16 protein-coding genes are annotated in these 20,211 nt (G+C 31.8%); 11 read left to right on the top strand and 5 right to left on the bottom strand.

What is annotated here, in order from left to right; genetic code table 11:
* Position 1 precedes the first annotated feature (1 nt).
* Both pheT and dnaN read right to left on the bottom strand, forming a co-directional pair.
* On the bottom strand, positions 2-2,431 hold the full coding sequence (pheT, locus tag H277_RS0115905) for a phenylalanine--tRNA ligase subunit beta (protein WP_019976612.1): 2,430 nt from the start codon (positions 2,429-2,431) through the stop codon (positions 2-4).
* 37 nt (positions 2,432-2,468) lie between these two features.
* On the bottom strand, positions 2,469-3,587 hold the full coding sequence (gene dnaN / locus H277_RS0115900; RefSeq protein ID WP_019976611.1) for a DNA polymerase III subunit beta: 1,119 nt from the start codon (positions 3,585-3,587) through the stop codon (positions 2,469-2,471).
* 270 nt (positions 3,588-3,857) lie between these two features.
* Between dnaN and H277_RS0115895 the strand changes: the two genes are divergently transcribed.
* The 7 genes from H277_RS0115895 to H277_RS0115865 all read left to right on the top strand — a co-directional run bounded on the left by H277_RS0115895 (position 3,858) and on the right by H277_RS0115865 (position 10,201).
* Positions 3,858-4,136: a GNAT family N-acetyltransferase gene (locus H277_RS0115895; protein WP_019976610.1), complete on the top strand. Its 279-nt coding sequence runs from the start codon at positions 3,858-3,860 to the stop codon at positions 4,134-4,136.
* 5 nt (positions 4,137-4,141) lie between these two features.
* Positions 4,142-4,768 (top strand): carbonic anhydrase, encoded by a 627-nt coding sequence (locus H277_RS0115890; protein ID WP_019976609.1) that lies wholly within the window; start codon positions 4,142-4,144, stop codon positions 4,766-4,768.
* A 61-nt stretch (positions 4,769-4,829) separates the two neighbouring features.
* Positions 4,830-7,655, top strand: coding sequence for a DUF748 domain-containing protein (locus tag H277_RS0115885; protein ID WP_019976608.1), 2,826 nt, complete (start codon positions 4,830-4,832; stop codon positions 7,653-7,655).
* A gap of 5 nt (positions 7,656-7,660) precedes the next feature.
* Positions 7,661-8,410, top strand: a complete 750-nt coding sequence (locus H277_RS0115880) for an SDR family NAD(P)-dependent oxidoreductase (RefSeq protein ID WP_019976607.1) — start codon at positions 7,661-7,663, stop codon at positions 8,408-8,410.
* A gap of 131 nt (positions 8,411-8,541) precedes the next feature.
* Positions 8,542-9,051 carry an RNA polymerase sigma factor gene (locus H277_RS0115875; RefSeq protein WP_019976606.1) on the top strand — a complete coding sequence of 170 codons (510 nt, stop codon included), beginning with the start codon at positions 8,542-8,544 and terminating at the stop codon, positions 9,049-9,051.
* Complete coding sequence (locus H277_RS0115870; protein WP_019976605.1) at positions 9,023-9,712, top strand: hypothetical protein; 690 nt, start codon at positions 9,023-9,025, stop codon at positions 9,710-9,712. Before H277_RS0115875 ends, H277_RS0115870 begins: the two co-directional genes overlap by 29 nt.
* A gap of 12 nt (positions 9,713-9,724) precedes the next feature.
* The gene (locus H277_RS0115865; RefSeq protein WP_019976604.1) at positions 9,725-10,201 is read left to right on the top strand and encodes a DUF4252 domain-containing protein; all 477 of its coding nucleotides are present in this window, start codon (positions 9,725-9,727) and stop codon (positions 10,199-10,201) included.
* Between the two features lie 40 nt (positions 10,202-10,241).
* Here the strand turns inward: H277_RS0115865 and H277_RS0115860 are convergent, their stop codons facing one another.
* Together H277_RS0115860 and H277_RS0115855 are read right to left on the bottom strand one after the other, a co-directional pair.
* Complete coding sequence (locus tag H277_RS0115860; protein ID WP_019976603.1) at positions 10,242-10,697, bottom strand: GNAT family N-acetyltransferase; 456 nt, start codon at positions 10,695-10,697, stop codon at positions 10,242-10,244.
* A 48-nt stretch (positions 10,698-10,745) separates the two neighbouring features.
* Entirely contained in the window at positions 10,746-13,112 is a 2,367-nt protein-coding gene (locus tag H277_RS0115855; protein WP_019976602.1) for an outer membrane beta-barrel family protein, read from the bottom strand.
* Positions 13,113-13,233: 121 nt separating this feature from the next.
* Between H277_RS0115855 and H277_RS0115850 the strand changes: the two genes are divergently transcribed.
* Positions 13,234-14,556 carry a sensor histidine kinase gene (locus H277_RS0115850; RefSeq protein WP_019976601.1) on the top strand — a complete coding sequence of 441 codons (1,323 nt, stop codon included), beginning with the start codon at positions 13,234-13,236 and terminating at the stop codon, positions 14,554-14,556.
* Complete coding sequence (locus H277_RS0115845) at positions 14,546-15,226, top strand: response regulator transcription factor (protein WP_019976600.1); 681 nt, start codon at positions 14,546-14,548, stop codon at positions 15,224-15,226. Before H277_RS0115850 ends, H277_RS0115845 begins: the two co-directional genes overlap by 11 nt.
* Before the next feature lie 301 nt (positions 15,227-15,527).
* On the opposite strand, the gene H277_RS0115840 is transcribed toward H277_RS0115845, so the two are convergent.
* Positions 15,528-16,118, bottom strand: coding sequence for a DUF937 domain-containing protein (locus H277_RS0115840; protein ID WP_019976599.1), 591 nt, complete (start codon positions 16,116-16,118; stop codon positions 15,528-15,530).
* Positions 16,119-16,224: 106 nt separating this feature from the next.
* On the opposite strand from H277_RS0115840, the gene H277_RS0115835 reads away from it, so the two are divergent.
* Both H277_RS0115835 and uvrA read left to right on the top strand, forming a co-directional pair.
* Positions 16,225-17,259, top strand: coding sequence for a GyrI-like domain-containing protein (locus tag H277_RS0115835; protein WP_019976598.1), 1,035 nt, complete (start codon positions 16,225-16,227; stop codon positions 17,257-17,259).
* An 84-nt stretch (positions 17,260-17,343) separates the two neighbouring features.
* Entirely contained in the window at positions 17,344-20,175 is a 2,832-nt protein-coding gene (gene uvrA, locus H277_RS0115830) for an excinuclease ABC subunit UvrA (protein WP_026357663.1), read from the top strand.
* Positions 20,176-20,211: the final 36 nt, after the last annotated feature.

The following is a 20,211-nucleotide window of genomic DNA, read 5'->3' as shown; positions in this document are numbered from 1 at the left end:
TTTATCTCAACTCGGCGTTGAATTTTTCTTGATACAATTTGATTAATTTATTCATTAAACCATCAATTTCTTGATCACTTAATGTTTTATTCTCGTCTTGAATCATAAAACTTAGTGCATATGATTTTTTACCAGCAGCTAATTTATCTCCTTCGTAAACGTCAAATAAATTAACGGCTTTCAATAAGTTTGTTTTAACTTCCTTCGTCGCTTTAAATAACTCTTCATACTTTACAGAAGAATCAATCAGTAAAGCTAAATCTCTACGAGAACCGGGGAATTTAGAAATATCTTTGTATTTCAAATTATGTTGACTTGCTAAGGCAATCATTGTTTCCCAATTTAACTGAGCAAAGAAAACATCTTGGTTAACACCTAATTTTTTCGCTAACTTTTTACTGATGATTCCAAGTTTTCCTAATGATTTTTTACCTGAAAAGAATTCAATCCCGTCTAAGAAATTATCATCCTTCGCAGGAATTTCATCTGTAACTTGAATATCTAAACGAACGAAAATCTGTTTGACTAAACCTTTTAAATCAGCAAAAGTAGATTTGCGTAAATTTCCTGTCCAAGATTCGCTGTTAAAGTTCCCCGAAAGAACAATGCCTAAACACTTATTTTCTTCGTAGATTCCATCAATTTTGCGGTAAACTTTGCCAAATTCAAACAATTTGACATCTGAATTACGACGATTGATATTGAATGCTACATTTTCTAATAAACCATTTAATAATGTACGACGCATAACCGCTAAATCAGCAGAAAGCGGATTTAACATGGCAACACTCTCTCCTTCAGGGTAAAAGAAAACGTCTTCATATTCTCTTTTTGTCAATGAATTGTTCATTGCTTCATTGAATCCGAAAGAGATCAATTGACGTGCAATAAAATCTTCAATTTTATCGGGGCTAACTTTTTGATTTGGAATATAAGAAAACGAGAATTTTGAAGGAATTTCGATATTGTCATACCCATAAATTCTCAAAATATCTTCAATTAAATCTACGTCACGTTGTACATCTACACGATAAGCCGGAACTTCTAAATCTAAAATACCATCATTTTCTGACAAAATTTTGATTTCTAAGTTTTCTAAAATTGCTTTGATTTTCGTTTCAGCAATTTCAACTCCTAATAATTCAACAACTTTACCTAAACGTAATTTTACATTAAAGTTTTGGATAGGAGTTGGATAAATATCGTCAATATTTGAAGCAATTTCTGCTCCGGCAATTTCAACTAACATCATGACTGCTTTTTTCAAGGCGTCAATGGTGATATTAGGATCGATTCCACGTTCAAAACGGAAAGAGGCATCTGTGTTTAATCCGTGAGCTTTTGCTCCTTTACGAATTGTTACAGGTTCAAAATATGCTGATTCTAAGAATATATTTGTTGTAGAATCTGAAACTCCTGAATCTTTTCCTCCGAAAACTCCTGCAATACACATGGGGTTGTTTTCATTGCAAATCATTAACTCAAGTCCTTTCAAACTGCGTTCTACACCATCTAAAGTGATAAATTTTGTCCCTTCAGTTAATTTTTGAACGATAACTTTATTTCCTTCAATTTTATCCGCATCAAAAGCATGTAAAGGTTGACCTAAATCGTGTAAAATATAATTTGTAATATCAACAATATTATTAATTGGAGATAAACCAATTACTTTCAAACGATTTTTTAACCAATCCGGAGATTCAGCAACTTTTACATTTTTTAAATAAACACCTGCATAGCGAGGAGCTGCTTTTGTATCTTTCACTTCGATAGAAATTGGGTTTTGACCAAAATCTGTTGTTGGGTAATTTGATACATCATATGTTTTGAAAGTAGAGGCAATATCGCGGGTTTTTAATGCGGCGTGTAAATCACGTGCTACACCAAAATGAGACATTGCATCTGCACGGTTTGGCGTTAAGCCAATTTCAATTTCGTGGTCAATTTCATCATTTTTTCCAAAAAGATCAAATGTAGAAGTTCCCGGCTTCAGATCTTCCGACAAAACTAAAATACCTGAATGATCTGTTCCTATTCCTAATTCAACCTCAGAACAAATCATTCCGAAAGATTCTTCGCCACGAATTTTTGCCTTTTTGATTTTAAATTCTCCATCTGGTGAAGGTAAAATCGTTCCGACCGTTGCAACGGGAACATTTTGTCCGGCAGTAACATTAGGAGCACCACAAATAATTTGCGTTTCTTTTCCGTCTCCTAAATCTATTTTAGTAACTTTTAATTTATCTGCATTTGGATGAGGTACTGCTGATAAAACTTTACCAACTAATACGGTTTCCAAATAGTTTTTAGCCCCACCTATTTGTTCTACACCTTCTACTTCAAGACCTGTACTTGTCAGTGTAGAAGACACTTCATCAAGTGTTATGTCAGTATCAATATAGGTTGTTAGCCAATTGTATGAAATTTTCATTGTATTTCTAAAAATGAATTTTATGTATTCTTGATCATTATGCGTTTAGCATTACCGGCATAACTAACATTAAGATTTCTTCTCCATCTTCAAGTCCATCAACTGGTTTGATGATTCCTGCACGATTAGGCTCAGACATTTCTAATGTTATTTCTTCTGATTGTAAATTGTTCAACATTTCAATTAAGAAACGAGAATTGAAGCCGATTTGTAAATCTGTTCCGTTGTAATCGCAAGGAAGTCTTTCCTCAGCTTTGTTAGCGAAATCAATGTCTTCTGCAGAAATTGTCAACGAATTCCCAACTAATTTTAATCGAACTTGATTTGTTGTTTTGTTGGAGAAAATTGCTACACGTTTTAAAGATGTTAAGAATAAATTTCTGTTAATCGTTAATACGTTTGGATTTTCTTTTGGAATTACCGCTTCATAGTTTGGGTATTTACCATCAATTAAACGACATGTTAATACAATGTTCTGAAAAGAGAAACGTGTATTTGTATTGTTATATTCAATTGTAACATCGTCATTATTTCCTCCTAAAATATTTTTCAATAAGTTAAGCGGTTTCTTTGGCATAATGTATTCTGCTGCTTGTAAGTCATTTAAACCATTGCGCGTATATTTTACCAAACGATGGGCATCTGTCGCAACAAAACGGAAAATATCTGAACTAGCTTGGAAGAAAACGCCAGTCATAATAGGACGTAATTCGTCATTTCCAGTAGCAAAAATAGTTTTGATAATCGCTTCAGATAAAATGCTGGCACCAAGTGTTGTAGAGCTGGCGTCTTCAATATCCGGCGTTTGAGGATATTCATTTGCGTCTTCAAATGCTAACTGATAATTTCCTTGTTCAGAAACAATCTCCAGTGTGTTTCCTTCTTTCTGAATAAAAGTTAAAGGTTGCGCTGGAAAAGTTTTCAACGTATCTGTTAAGATTTTTGATGGGATCGCAATTTTTCCATTGTCATTAGATTCAACTTCTAATGTTGTTGAAATTGTTGTTTCCAAATCTGAACCTGTAATTCTTAATTGACTTCCATCTAATTCGAATAAAAAATTATCAAGGATTGGTAAAGTATTATTAGAGTTAATAACTCCACCTATTAAGTTAACATTTTTTAATAACGTGTTGCTCGATACAATAAATTTCATATGAAGAATAATTTCCTTAAAATATCTAACAAATGTATGAAATAATCAAGTAAAAAAACTCATCCCTATACATTAAATATTATATAGAATGGTTTATTGTTGATAATCAAGGAGAAAGCTGATTGTTAAGAAAGTATTATTTTTTATACAAGTTTTCTTTGAATAAGAAACTTTTCGCCCTTAAATTTGTCTTGTATAGCTAGACTTTTAACAATTAATTTTAATTGAATCTCGTCTAAAAAGGCTAATTTAAATTCAAAATAAGTTTTTATGAAAATCGAATTGAACTTAGAGGGTAAAAATGGAGTTTTTGTCTTACTTGATGAGAATAACAAAGAAGTAGGAGAGTTAACTTTTATGCTGAAAGAGGAACAAATGTTAATCAATCATACGGGTATAAATCCTGAATTGAGAGGACAAGGCTTAGCCGAAAAATTAGTGTTAGAAGCGGTAGATTATGCAAGAAAAAATCATTTGAAAATTATACCATTTTGTAGTTATGTCAGTGTTTACGTTGGTAAACACCCTGAAGTGCAGGATGTAATTTAAAAATTATGAATTTAGAAAAAGTTTTTGAACACAACCAAGAGTGGGTCAATAAAAGATTAAGTCAAGATACTGATTATTTTGATAAACTTTCTGCTGGTCAGAATCCGGAAGTTCTTTATATAGGCTGTTCAGATAGTCGCGTTACAGCAGAGGAATTATTAGGAGCAGAACCAGGAGAGGTTTTTGTTCACCGTAATATTGCAAATATGGTGATCAGTTTAGATATGAATACCACTTCTGTTTTGGATTATGCCGTTGAACATTTAAAAGTAAAGCATATTGTCGTTTGTGGACATTATAATTGCGGAGGGATTAAATCTGCCATGACTCCAAAAGATCTTGGAATTATGAATCCCTGGCTGAGAAACATTCGGGATGTTTATCGTTTACATTCAGAAGAATTAAATGCGATTGAAAATGAAGGGATGCGTTATAACCGTTTAGTAGAACTAAATGTACAGGAACAATGTGTAAATGTTGTGAAAAATCCTTTTGTACAACGTGCAATGAAAAATGGTTTACAAATTCACGGCTGGGTGTTCGATCTGTTTACAGGTAAACTAATTGATTTGAATTTAAACTTCGATTTAATTCTGGAAAATATTAAAGAAATTTACGATATCAACGAATAATTTTAACATTTTTTTAGTTTGGTATAATAATTGTTTTACTTGTATTAACCAAACTATATCAATGATTAAGAACCGTTGGATAAAAAGAATCGGTATCGCTCTAATATCTATTATTGCGATACTTTTTATTTTAAGCTTTTATATCAGCTATTTTCTCAATGACCGTCTTCCAATAATCATTGCAGAAAAAAACGATACAGCTTACAATTTAACGTATGAAGATTTAAGCTTCTCGGTCTTTAATTCATCTCTTTCCTTAAAAAATGTTGAAGTTTCTCCCAAAGATTCTTTGATGATAAAAGATTCTATTGATGCGACTGGAAAAGTCAAAGAAATAAAGATTGTCGGGATTAATTTTTTCAAATTAATTACTCAAAAAGAAGTAGCGGCATATTCAATCAACATTAAAAATCCAACAGTAAATTATTATTTGAAAGAAAGAACAGATTCAATTCAAAAAGATACCGTTCAACCAAAAGTAGGACAGAGTATTGACGTATCAAATGTAAACATCAAAAACGGAGAATTCAATTTATTTTCCAACTCAGGTAAAAGACACATTGCAAATGTTTCCAACTTTAGTATCGATTTTGATGGGGTTCGTTTTAATGAAAAAACAGCGGATAAAAAAATACCATTCAAATATTCTGATTTTGAGATCAAATTAGATTCAATGTTTTTTGTCGTAAAAGACAAACAGCTGATTAAAGCTAGAAAAGTTCGTTTCAACGAAACAGATTTTGAGTTAGATAATTTTTCGATGAAACCGCTTAAAATGAATGGTAAATTGTATGTGCCAAATGATTCTGAAGCAGATTTATTGGATATCGAAACGCCTTTACTTTCACTTACAAAAATGGATTGGGGGTTTACTTCAGAGGATAAATTCTATTTCAAGACTGATTTGATTAAATTCAAGAAACCAAAGATTACTATAATCACTGCAAATCCCGGAAATAAAGTTGAAAAACAGCCAATTAAAAAAGTGAATATAAAAACAGATGATGCAGAGCTGATTAATATTAAAAAACTACAAATAGAAGACGGAAAAATCCGATCACTTTTTTCCAATGCACAAACAGTTCAGTATGCCGTGAATCATGTTGCCTTGAACATAGAAGGTATAAAAATGAACGCATTAACCCGAACAAATGATATTCCGATAGATTATAAGACATTCAGAATAAAGCTGGATTCGATGTATTATCGTTTGAATGAAATGCACACGTTGACGGCTTCTAATTTTGATTTGACAGAAAAGAAGTTAACGTTGAAGAATTTTAAAATGAAACCCTTGATTTCAAAAAATCAATTCAATCAAAATTTTACAAAATCGAATACGTTGCTAGATGTTGAAGCTCCCATCCTAACTTTAAATAACAACAGTTGGGGAATCAAAAACGGGAACTTTTTCTTCCATTCGAATTCAATTAAGTTGGATGAAGTAAATGTAAAAATCATCGATCAAAAGAATGAAAAAGTCATTGCTGAAAAAGCGGAGAAAGCAACACAAAAATTTTTGATCAATTTTAACCTCGGAATAGATACTATCCAGGTGAAACAATCCCGATTTATTGCTTCGCAAAAATTTGATTTCAATAATGTTAATTTAACTGTTTTAGGATTTAGAAATGAATATGGTAAAGAATTGCATGTTCAACATGTTATTTTCAAAAATCCAAAATTTACAATATATGGTCAACCAAGACGAGTTGCTCAGCGTGAAGGGAAAATGTCAAAAGATTTTAACGACATTATAAAAGTTGATAAAGTATCGCTGGTAAATGGTCATTTAGATGTTATTCCTTATCAACAAAAAAATCCAAATTTGAGTTTAAAACAGATTCAACTGGTGTTTAATCAAATTAATGTTGATCCGAAAACCATACAGGAAGCAATTCCGTTTTCTTACCATTCGGTTTTATTGAATTCATCTGGTATTGACTATGGTTTGGGAAAAACATATCGATTAAGTACCGGAGGATTGCAATTTCAGAACGGAAATCTAGTCTTGAATCAACTGAATTTAACGCCAAAGGTTTCTCGAAAGACATATACTTCTTCGTTGAAAAAGCAAGCCGATTTGTACACAGTTTCTGTCAAGCAGTTAACAGGAAATGGTATTCAATGGGGGATTTCGCCATCCAAAGATTTCTTTTTGAAAGCAAATCAGTTTAAATTAGACCGTCTTTATGCAAATATCTACAGAAGTTTAGTGCCGCCTGATGATACAAAACGTAAAACAATGTTTTCAGAAAAACTTAGGGAAATGAAGTTTGATTTAGGAGTAAAACAATTACACTTGGTAAATTCTAAATTAGAATATGAAGAAGAAACACCCAAAAGTAATGGAACAGGAAAGTTGACTTTTTCTTCTGTGAATGCTACAGTCAAAAATGTAAATTCTGGTTATAAGAAAAAATCTTTACCAGATGTGGATGTGAATTGGCGTTCTGAGTTTATGAATGGAGATTTACGTGCAAATTGGACATTTAATCCAATGAATCGGTCAGAAAAATTTAACATCAATGGTTCGATTACGGATCTTCCTGCGAAAAATCTGGACCCTTTTGTAAAACCTTATCTCAAAGTTTCTGTTGATGGATTCTTCAATAGAATCAACTTTAATTTTGATGGAAATGATAAAATAGCAGGAGGAGATTTTGGTATAAACTACCAGAACTTGAAAGTAAATGTTTTACGAGATGATGGTTCGAAACGCAAGCTTTTGTCAGCTGTAGGAAATGCGGCGGTTAAAAATGATTCACGTGGAAAAATGAAAGAAGAAAAAGTAGAAAATGTCGAGCGAAAACAAGATAAGTCATTTTTTAATTTCTTTTTAGCTTGTATCTTAGGAGGGCTTAAAAAAGCACTTTTAATTATTTAAGAAACATGAAAAGAACAGTCTTCATTACCGGAGCAACATCTGGCATAGGAATGGCGACAGCAAAGAAGTTGGCCCCAAATTATCGTTTAATTTTATGTGGTCGCCGTCAAGAACGATTAGATGAAATTCAGGCAGAATTAAATCAAATTACAGAAGTAAAAACAATTCAATTTGATGTTCGTGACAAGGAAGCTGTTTTTTATGCAGTAGAAAGTTTAGAGAACGAGTGGAAAAGTATTGATGTTTTGGTCAATAATGCAGGAAATGCACATGGATTAGCTCCTTTTGATACTGCGGATTTAGAAGATTTAGAAGCAATGATTGATATCAATGTAAAAGGATTGATTTATGTTTCAAAAGCCATCATTCCTTTGTTGAAAGCATCTCATAATGCGCATATTATTAATCTTTCTTCAATTGCTGGGAAAGAAGTTTACCCCAACGGAGGAACTTATTGTGCTTCGAAAGCTGCTGTAGAATCTTTGAGTAAAGGGATGCGATACGATTTGTTACCCTACGGAATTAAAGTTTCGAATATTGCACCTGGAGCAGTGGAAACAGAGTTTTCTTTGATTCGTTTCAAAGGAGATAAAGATCGTGCTGAGAATGTATACAAAGGTTTCGAACCTTTGAAAGCGGATGATGTAGCCAATACAATCGACTATTTGTTGCAGCAACCGGAGCATGTACAAATTGCTGATGTAACAATTTTTCCGAAAGCACAAGCAGGAGGAACTGTTTTCTTGAAAAAATAATTTATTTCGAAAAATATTTTTATGTATAAAGTCTCTTTTTTTAGGGGCTTTTTTATTTTGTTCAAAAAAAGTTTAAATTTAGATGTAACACTTCGTAGCACTTAGATGTCTTATTAGTAAAAGCACTAAATATGAATCAGGAAACGTTTAAAACATCGGTATTTGTCCATAAGGATAAGCTGTTTCGTTTTGCACGAAGAATCCTGGTAAGTGACGATGAAGCTTATGATGTTGTTCAGGAAATTTTAATGAAATTATGGGAAAAACGTAATTCATTGGCAGAGGTGAGCAATATAGAAGCGTATGCGATGCGAATGGTAAATAACGAATGTGTTAATCGATTGAGAAAATTTGATGTTCGGGAGAATTATAAAAACGTAGTACAAACTGATTGGTGTATTCAACACGAGCAACAAGAAATAAAACCGCTTATTCTCAATTTAATTGACCAATTGCCAGATAAACAGCGCAAAGTAATGCATCTAAAAGATGTTGAGGAACTTGAAATAAAGGAGATTGCAGGAATTTTGGAAATGGAAGAAAATACAATTCGAGTCAATCTGATGCGGGCAAGACAAAAAGTAAGGGAACAATTAGAAGTTTTTTTTGAACATGAAGAAAGAGCAATCAATTATAAATAAAGATGATTTTTTTGCCGGAAAGTTGACCGAAGAGCAAGAAAAACAGCTGAGAAATAATGAAAAAGATCCTTTTTTTGAAATTTTGAAAAAGGAAAAAGAAATAAAAATGGAGCTAAGTTTTGATGATTTTATGACAAAGGTTGAAACGAATCAACAAGAGATTGTAGAAGAACCAAAAGCAAAGAGGTTTTTGTGGTGGAAAATCTCAGGAATTGCAGCTTCAGTTTTAATTGGAATCGGAATGATGTTTTTCTTAGGAGAATACAACGAAGTCGACAAAGATTCAACGGTTGTTAAAATTATTGAACCTGAAAAATCAACCGAAAAAAGAGAGAATATAGTTGTAAAAGAAGATGTAGAGAATATTCCATCATCAGAAAATTTTCTAATAAAAGAGGAAGAAAAACAATTATCGAAAGTTACAAAATCAATCAAAAATGAAAATAAAAAGTCAACAATTCAATCAGTTGGTTTATCTATAGCAAAATCTGAAAGTACAGATGAATATTCGTCAGACTATGTAGTTGTAAATGGAGAACCAGTTGAAAATTTTGATGAGGCAAAAGTTTTAGCTTATACGACTATGAAATTATTTTCAAAAAATATTGATCAAGGAGCTAAAGCAATCGGACAATTAAAATCATTATCAATAGAACTTTAAAAAAAAGAAAATATGAAAAAATATGTATTCATCTTAACACTGTTTATCGTAGGATTTGCAAATGCGCAAACAAATAAATTTGTTGAATTATATAATCAATTTCAGGATAAAAAAGGAGTTACAACCATTACAATTAATAAGGCAATGTTTAATATGATGGGAGATTTTTCGACAGACGATTCGGATTTGAAAGATTTGGATGGTTTGTTCAAAAAAATGAATTCAATCAAAATGATTATGGTGGATAATGAAAATAACGAAGCCAAAAATCAATTAAAAACAGCTTTTGATAAAATGAAATTGGAAGAATTGATGTCAATCAATAAAGAAGGGAGTAAAATTCGTTTTTTGACAGAAAATGCCAGTGCTAAAATCTTTAAGAATGTTTTGATGAGTATCAACAGTGATAATCAACAAATGTATATGATTATGGATGGCGAAATTTCTGCTGACGAGATGAGTAAAATGGTAAAAGAATCCAATAAATAATAAAAAAAGAAGCTGAACATTTGTTCAGCTTCTTTTTTTATTATAAAATCTTCTCATAACAGACACTTTCTTCTATCCCTTCATATTGGTCATAGTTTTTAATTTTTTGATAATTGCATCTTTCGTACAAGGCGATTGCTTCAGGTTGTTTCAATCCTGTTTCTAAAATGCATCTTTCGTATCCTAATTCTGTAGCCCAATTTTCCAACTCATTCAAAACTTTTGCAGCTATTCTTTTTCCTCTAAAATCGGGATTTACAAACATTCTTTTTATTTCCATTGTTGTATCGGAATAATGTTTTATAGCTCCGCAGCCAACAGCAGTATTCTCGATATAAGCAACAATGACATGTTGAATTAAATCTGTTTTATTGTATTGTGCAAAAAAAGAATGAAATTCTCCATCTCTTTTTCTTAGGTCAATATCTAACTCCTGAACGAGTTCTTGAAAAGCACTATTTGTAGAATCGGTACGACTTAATTTGATAGAATTCATGTAAGTAATCTTTTCTCAAATTTAATAAAAACATATACATCTTACAGGTTAAATTCTATTTTGCTCACTTGTTTTCTCAATTTGTTTCGCGTCTTTCACTTTTAGGTTTCCGAAGTTGTATTTGAGGTTAAGAATAAAATATTGTGTGTCACGATAATCTTTGAAATATTGGTTTTGGTCCGCATATTTAGTTGAAATGGTTCCACGATCTGTTTTGAAAATATCGTTAAAAGTTAATCCGATTTCAAAACGTTTATCCCATAATTTTTTGTTTAAAATCACATATGTATTTTGAGAGGAACTAATGTTGAAAGATCCTTGAATAGCCTTTGAATTGTAGCGATATCCTGCCGAAAGATTAAATGTTTTTGCCTGATCCAAATCCAATTGTGTACTGAGTGAAAGATGATAAAAAAACACATCATTTTTGTATTGTTTTTGATCCGGACCGAAATAATAATTTTCATTGTATTCTCCCATTGCAAATAAATTTAGTTTCCACCAGGATTTGAGATTGAAATTTTTCGAAAGGTTAGCTCCAAATGCTTCTCCGTTTTTGATATTTGTAAAATGGTAAACTGTTTCAAAAGTTTCAGGGTTTTGGATAGAAATTTCCATGGCAGGATCTTTTTCGTAGCGATAATAAGTTTCAAAATTCCAGTCTTTTAGTGTGTATGATAAACTTAAATTATGGATAATCGTTGAAATGGCATTTGCATCGCCCTGAAAATAAGAAAACATATTATAATATGATTTTGAAGGGTTTAAAAAGTTGTAATCGGGACGATCGATTCGCTTTCCGTAATTCAATCCAATTTGTCCTGCATTTTCGAAACTATACATTAAATAGAATGTCGGAAAGAAACCTGTATTTGTTCGTTTGTTTTTTGTAATGGGATTATCCGAAATAGTATTGATCCAAGTTGTTTCTGATCTCAAACCGGCTTTTGCTTCCCATTTTTTCCATTTGTAGTTAGACGAAATATAAAGGGCGAAAATCTGTTCTTTGTAATTGAAAACATTGCTTTTATCAGGTTGATATTCGATAGTGTTTTGGATGGACTCGAAAAAATCTAAATCATTATCGTTTTTCACGAAACTATATTTTGTACCGGTTTCTAAACCAAAATCTTTGTTGGTGAAGGTGTAATCTATTTGTGTTGAATAAAGATTTAATTTTTGAAGCGCATTATTCAAAAACCTGTTTTCTTCATAAGGTTTATCGTTGAAATTTAATTGCGTCAGGACATCTTGTTTCTCTTTGTAATAACGGTGACTGAAATTATTGGACCAAGTCAAATTATTATTTCCAAATTTTTTGTCATATACCAAATAACTGTTAAAACTGTTTGAAGATTCGCGACGATGATTTTGTGTGACATAATAAGATTCGAGTTGATTATTGTCTATATTGTAAATATTGGTCGGAACATTGTAATTTCCAATAGAAGCAGGATTTCTATATCCATTCATTCCAAATTGTAGATTTTGTAAACTATCAATTGTATATTGAGAAGCAAAGTTGTATACGTGCTGTTCTTTTGCAACAGTTCGGCGAATCATATCACTTTCCCAGCGAGATTTATCTTGTTCATAAGTGGTTACATCAAAATTTTTGCGAACATATTTTCCATTCACAAAATAATAACTACCGGTTAATTGCCATTTGTCTGTATTATAAGATTGTGAAGTGCCTAGCATTCCTTTGCTATAAATAGATTGATGATAACGGGTAGCAACTTGGCCTTTATAGCCGGAAAGTACATTTTTTTTCATTTTGATGTTGATAATTGCACTTCCGGATGCTTCGTATTTCGCAGGGGGATTGGTAATCACTTCAACAGAAGAAACAGTAGTGCCATCAGTGTTTTCTAACAATTGTTTCAGTTCGTCTTGTGTCATCAATGTTTTTTTATCGTTTATTGTAACTAAAATTTGTGTGTTTCCACGGACACTTAACTGATCATTTTTTAAGATAACATTGGGCGTGTTCTTTACAATGTCCCAAGCACTAAGATTTTGTAAAGGCGTATTGTCAACATTGAATTCAATCCGGTCAATTTTACGTTTTAATAAAGGTTTCTGACTTGAGACGATTACGTCTTTTAGTTGGATGCTTTCATCTTTTTTTAATGTAATTGTGAGTGGTTTTAGGTTGTCAGTCTGATAAACTTCTTCAAATTCCTGGTAACCAAATTCTTTGATGTAAATTGTGAATGATTTGGCTTGATTGAGCTCAAAACTGAATTGTCCATTTTCATCTGTTTCTAGTACAATAGGTTCTAACGAAGGAATTTCGACTTCTACGGAACTACTTTTTATGGCTTGATTCTGTTCATCAATCAATTTTCCTGTCGTTAACTGAGCAAAAATTAACTGAGGAAAAAAGAGTAGAAGATAGGCTGTTGCTTTCATGTAATTATTTTTAACAAAGTTGATTTTAAAAACAAATCCTGTCAGTTAATGAATGGTTAACGATGAGTTAACGTATGATTTATGAAAAAAATCAATGTATTTTTGAGATGATGAAAAGCTTATGAAACTTTCCAAAAAATATTATACACTTATTTTCTCTTTTGCACTGACAATTTTAGTTGCATTGCAAGCTTATTACATTTATAATTCGTATCGATTAATCACAAAAGATTTGAACAAAGAGGCGCAGGAAATTGCAAATAAGGTGATGGATTACATGAAGAAATATGAAACGGATAACAATGATGATAAGATTATACAGTATTTTAAAAAATTGAATCATGATGAAAAAAAGCAGTTTAATGAGTTGCAAATGATTCGGGAAAAAGTAGATTATAATTACAAAATATTTACACCTCTTGTCGATTCTTTATTGGAAGTTTATTCGAAAGATAAAGGCTTTGAAATTTCACTCCGTACAGATGTTTTTTCTGTTTATGACGGATTAAATCATAAAGAATTATTACAAAACAAAAATTATGTCATTTACGAATCGACTAGGAAAATGAGCCATCCTGTTAATATTAATCAAAGTATATGGTCTTCTGATGATATTAGCAATGAGCGAGATACCGACCGAGGAATTGAGTCGAATGAACGACATAAATACAAAATAAAAGGAAAAACGGATTATGAATTATTGAATATTAGGTTCTTAATTCTAAAGAAAATTATTCCACTTATTATAGTGAGTGTATTGATTGTTATATTGATAATTTTTTTATACTGGAAAAGTATGCAGAATTTAGCAAAACAAGAAGAGAAGATTAACCAATTACATGTAACAATAGATTCCATTGCACATGAATTGAACACACCAATTACGACCATGAAATTTGCATTGCATCAAATTCAACATTCAGATACAAAAGAGATGATGAATAGACAAATCAATCGTTTGGAGAATACGGTCGATTCCATTTTTGCAAAAAATGAAGAAAATAATGAGTTGTTAAATGAAATTATTTTGAGTGAAATTATTCAGAAAGCGAAACGTCAATTTCATACAATTGAGATCATTAGTCAAATCTTGTTTGAAAAAAATAATAAGTTGCAAGGAAATGATTTTCAACAAATATTTCAAAATTTAATAGAAAATTCCGTAAAATACGGCGCATCTAGAGTTGAGCTAAATTTAAAATTTCAACATGAAATTATTTTGAAATTTTCAGATGATGGAATTGGAATCCCATCAAATGAAATTCCATTTATTTTTGATAAATATTACCGTATAAACCGATCAATTAATCAAAATGTGAATGGTTTAGGAGTAGGTTTGTATTTGGTGAAGAATATTGTTGGACGTTATTCAGGAACGATTCATGTACAGAAAAATAAAGAAAAAGGTGTTGAATTTTTAATTAGAATGCCGAATGAAAACTAAATTGATTTTGGTTGAAGATGACCAGGATTTGGGAACAGTTTTGAAACAATATCTCGAATTTTCTGATTTTGAAGTAACATGGTTCAGTCATCCACAACAGTTACTAGAAGATTTATCCGTATTACCTGCTGTTCAATTGATTATTTTGGACGTAATGCTACCAGAAATAGATGGGTTTACATTAGCTAAAAAAATAGGAGAAAGCATTACAATTCCTTATTTATTTTTAACTGCTAAAGCACAAAGTTTTGATCGTGTTTTGGGATTGAAATTAGGTGCTGATGATTATATCACGAAACCTTGCGATCCTGAAGAATTGGTGTTGAGAATTAAAAATATTTTAAAACGAAACCAACCGATTTTAGAAGAAGTGATTTCAATAGGAACGTATATGTTTAATCGAAACCAATTAACGTTGACTTTTCAGGATGAGGTTTTTCAATTAACAGAAAAAGAAACAGAATTATTGAATTATTTTATTCAAAACAATCAAAAATTAGTGACTCGAAAAGAAATTTTAGAAAAAATTTGGGGTGAAAATGATTATTTCATGGGGCGAAGTTTGGATGTTTTTATGACGCGTCTAAGAAAATATTTTCAATATGATAAAAGTGTGAAATTTGAGTCGGTTCGAGGAGTAGGTTTTAAAATAGATTTACCTCTAAATTAAAAAAAAAGCCGAGAATTTCTCGACTTTTCATAACAAACAATTGAATTTGAATTCAGCAAAAAGACCGAATTCTATAAATGGATTTTTTTAGATTTAATTCTTTTGATAAAATTGAGTGTTGATAAAAATACATTGAAGAGTAAATAATAGAATGATTTTTTTAATTAAAATTTCGAATATTTAAAGAATTGATAATTTTAAAACCTCTAAACCTTTAGGTTGATAATTTTTGAAACAAAAAAAGCAAGAAAATTTCCTGCTTAATAAATTTTATGTTTTTTAATTTTTTTAAGACAAATGACTATTTTTTGAAAAAGCCACCTAATAAGCCCATTGCATCTCCAAGACCTAATTGTCCATCACCATCCTGGTCTAACAATTTTTCAAATCCTCCTAAGTTTATTCCTCCTTGATTAGCTTGTGCAGATGATCCTCCAACTAAACCACCTAATAATCCTGCAATTCCATTAGAATCTAAACTTTCAGATTGTTTTTGTTTTCCCAAATACCCCATTACAATAGGAGCTACTAGAGCTAAAATTTGAGTCACTTGTTGCATGTTTAATCCGGATTGTTGAGAAATTGCAGCTTCTACGTTTTGTTGTTTATTTCCTAAAACATGTCCTAAAATTCCTAAACCATCTTGTTGATTTCCTCCTTGGTTTAAAAAACCAGAAAGATTATCTAAAATACTTCCGTCATGCTGATTTAAAGCATTTGAAATTCCTTCAGCACCACCGTTTTGTGCATTTTTATTTAACGCAGATAGTAAAAAAGGTATAGCAGCAGCGACAGCAGTTTGCGCCTGAGATTCGTTTATGCCCAATTGTTTTGCGGCAGAACCAACTACTTGTTGGCCAATAGCTCCTTGAATTAAATTTGTAAAGTCCATAAGTTTATATTATTTAATCAAATATAGTACTTTTAGAAGATTAATTTCGATGAATATATAACGAGTGCTGTAAAGTATTTCTATTTTTGTACATTCAATTTTGTAAATGAAACAAGTAAATCTTTTTTTAGTTATTCTTATTGCGATTTTAGCTGTTTTGCCAATCGTATTACCTGACCGTTTTGATGAAGACATCGAATACGAATTTGATGCACCTGTAGGGTTAGTTTATGATGAATTTTACAACCTTCGCCAATTTTCTAAATGGGAACAATTCACGGCTGCAGATTCGTTAACAACCAAAAAATTTTCAAATACACAAGAAGAAGATGAAATTTCGATGACTTGGGATTCAGAAGATGCTGCTATTGCTTCAGGAAAAATCACAATCGATAATTTTTCGGTGAATCGTTTTGTTAATTATACAATCAAATACGATGGATGGGAAAAACTGGATAGTTTGAATGTGAAGTTTGATCAAAATGAAAATGGTAAAACCATTGCGAAGTTGAATTATTTGAGCCAGAAAATCCCTTATTTCTATCGTTATTTTGCTTATTTCAAAAACCCTGAATCAAAATTTGAAGAATCTCTGGATGAGTTAAGTAAACGAGTGAAAATTCGTTTAGATAAAGATAAAAAAGAAGGAAGGTTAAATTATGGGGAGTTTCGAATTGGATTCTTAGGAAAAACGAATTTGTTAGCCATTAAAAAACAAACGAAGATTTCAGATAAACTGATTATGGAAAAAGTAGATGCTTCTTTCGAAATCATTTATAAATCGTTGATGAATAAAGATGAAGGTGGGCTTGATTTTGATTTAGGTTTTCCATATATCTATTTTACTGATTTTAATAAAGAAAAAGACCAGGTTACTTTTTTCTCCGGTATACAACTGATAGAGGATTTACCTTTGCAGAAAGGAATGCAGAAAGTAGTGGTTCCGGAAGGAGAATATTTATTAACCTTGCATATTGGACCTCGTTCTAAGCGAAATCAAACAATAGAACGAATGAACAGTTATGCGCAATCTAAAAAAATTAAGTTAGGAACAAGGCAACTAGAGGTGATGTTGAATGATCCAAAAGAAACGGATAGTTTAAAACTGATGTCACGCATTTATCTTCCTATTATTAAATAATAAACCATTAAGAATTAACAATTTTTAAAATGAAACTAAGCCACAAGAATGTGGCTTTTTTTGTATTTTTGCAACTTCTTACAAATGAACATGGACAAAGATTTTATTGAAGTTTACGGTGCACGTGAACATAATCTAAAAAATATTGATGTTAAAATTCCTCGCAACGAGCTAGTGGTTATCACCGGTTTGAGCGGAAGTGGAAAATCATCGCTGGCTTTTGATACAATTTATGCGGAAGGTCAACGTCGTTACATTGAAACTTTTTCGGCTTATGCACGTCAATTTTTAGGAGGTTTGGAACGCCCTGATGTTGATAAAATTGATGGTTTGTCACCTGTTATTGCAATTGAGCAAAAAACAACGAATAAAAATCCACGTTCTACAGTAGGAACAATTACTGAAATTTATGATTTTCTTCGTTTGTTGTATGCCCGTGCTTCAACAGCATATTCAGTAGAAACAAATGAAAAAATGGTTGCCTATTCGGATGATCAGATTATTGAATTGATTCGAACGCAATATGAAGGTAAAAAAATTGCGATTTTAGCACCGATTGTTCGTTCACGTAAAGGGCATTATCGAGAAATTTTTGTAACCTATTCGAAGAAAGGTTTTCTGGAAATGCGTATTGACGGTGAATTGAAAGATATAGAGCCTGGAATGATGCTGGATCGTTACAAAACACACGACATTGAATTGCTGGTAGATAAAATGATTTTGAACGACAAGGTGAATGACCAACGATTACGTTCAAGCATCGATCATGCGATGCAGCAAGGAAACGGAATTACAATGGTTTTGGATTATGAAACCAATGAAACACGCTTCTTTTCTCGTTCGCTGATGTGTGCGAGCTCCGGAGTATCATATGCGTTGCCTGAGCCAAATACATTTTCGTTCAATTCACCAAAAGGAGCTTGTTCTACATGTACAGGTTTAGGAGAATTGAAAGTGGTGAATCTTGAAAAATTATTTCAAGATAAAGAAAAGTCGTTGTTCGACAATCTGGAAGAATTGTTTGAAGCCTTAAAAACGTCTTCTCGAATCGAAAAACAATTGGAAGCCATTTTTGTGAAGTATCATATTGATCAAAAAACAGCTTTCAAAAAATTGCCGCAAGAATTGATTGATGATGTAATGAATGGTTTAAAGGAGACGTTGAATGTCGATTTGAAATTTGCATCAGTAAAAAAAACATACAAGATAGATTTTGAAGGATTAAACATGTTTCTTGCTGAAATTATGGAGGATAAGAATAATCCTTCATCTAATTCAATCAGTAAAAAGTTTGGTAAAAAAGTAATTTGTCCAACTTGCGAAGGAAAGCGTTTGAAAAAAGAATCACTTTTCTTCCGTATTGATGATAAGAATATTGGAGAAGTTGCTGAAATGGATCTTAAATCACTTCAAAAATGGATTGAGGAAGCACCGGTTTCAATGACTTCAAATCAACAACAAATTGCGCACGAAATTCTAAAAGAAATTTATACGCGTTTATCATTTTTGTTAGATGTAGGATTGGATTATTTGAGCCTTAATCGTTCTTCTAAAACGCTTTCCGGGGGCGAAGCACAACGTATTCGTCTGGCTACGCAAATAGGTTCGCAATTAGTAAATGTGCTTTATATCTTAGATGAACCGAGTATTGGATTGCATCAACGTGATAATGTCAGATTAATAGAATCATTGAAAAAACTGCGTGATATAGGAAATTCTGTTTTGGTAGTAGAACATGATAAAGATATGATTCTGGAATCAGATTATGTGATTGATGTGGGGCCGAAAGCTGGTAAAAAAGGAGGACAAATTGTTTGGGAAGGAAAACCAACGCAAATGTTGAAATCAAATACATTGACTTCTAATTACCTGAATAATAAATTACAAATAGAGATTCCGGAAAAACGTAGAAAAGGAAACGGAAACGAATTGAAACTTTATGGGGCAAAAGGAAATAATTTAAAAAATGTAAACCTTACGATTCCATTAGGTGAGCTGGTTGTGGTTTCAGGAGTTTCCGGAAGCGGAAAATCAACATTGATTAATGAAACCTTATACAGAATTCTGAATCAATATTTTTTTAGAGCAGAAAAAGATCCGATGCCTTATAAAAAAATTGAAGGTTTGGAACATTTGGATAAAGTAATCGAAGTGGATCAATCTCCTATCGGACGAACACCTCGTTCTAATCCTGCAACATATACAGGAATTTTCTCAGATATTCGTTCCTTATTTACAAATTTACCTGAAGCAAAGATTAGAGGATACAAACCGGGACGTTTTTCATTTAATGTAAAAGGTGGTCGTTGTGAAACTTGCCAGGGTGCCGGTTTGCGTGTAATTGAAATGAACTTTTTACCTGATATTCATGTAGAGTGTGAAACGTGCAACGGAAAAAGATTTAACCGCGAAACATTAGAGATTCGTTATAAAGGAAAGTCTATAGCAGACGTGCTTGATATGACGGTAAATGAAGCTGTAGAGTTTTTTGAAGCAATACCGAAAATATATCGATATGTAAAAATGCTACAAGATGTAGGATTGGGTTATATTACACTTGGACAGCAATCAACAACATTGAGTGGAGGAGAAGCGCAGCGGGTAAAATTGGCGACGGAATTAGCGAAAAAACAAACAGGAAAAACAATTTATATTTTAGATGAACCAACAACAGGTTTGCATTTTGAAGATGTAAGTGTTTTGATGAAAGTTATCAATAAAATTGTTGAATTTGGAAATACCGTTATTATTATCGAACATAATTTAGATGTGATAAAGTTAGCCGATTATGTAATTGATATCGGTCCTGATGGAGGAAGCAAAGGAGGGAAAATTGTTGCGGAAGGGACACCGGAAGAAATTGCGAAAAATCCGAAAAGTGTAACGGGGAAATTCTTGAAAAATGAATTAAAATAACATAAAAAAGCACTCTAAATTTAGAGTGCTTTTTTT

Origin of the sequence: Empedobacter brevis NBRC 14943 = ATCC 43319 (assembly GCF_000382425.1) — a bacterium.
Taxonomy (GTDB): domain Bacteria; phylum Bacteroidota; class Bacteroidia; order Flavobacteriales; family Weeksellaceae; genus Empedobacter; species Empedobacter brevis.
Note: the sequence above shows the minus strand (reverse complement) of the source record. Positions and strands in the feature narration are given on the sequence as shown.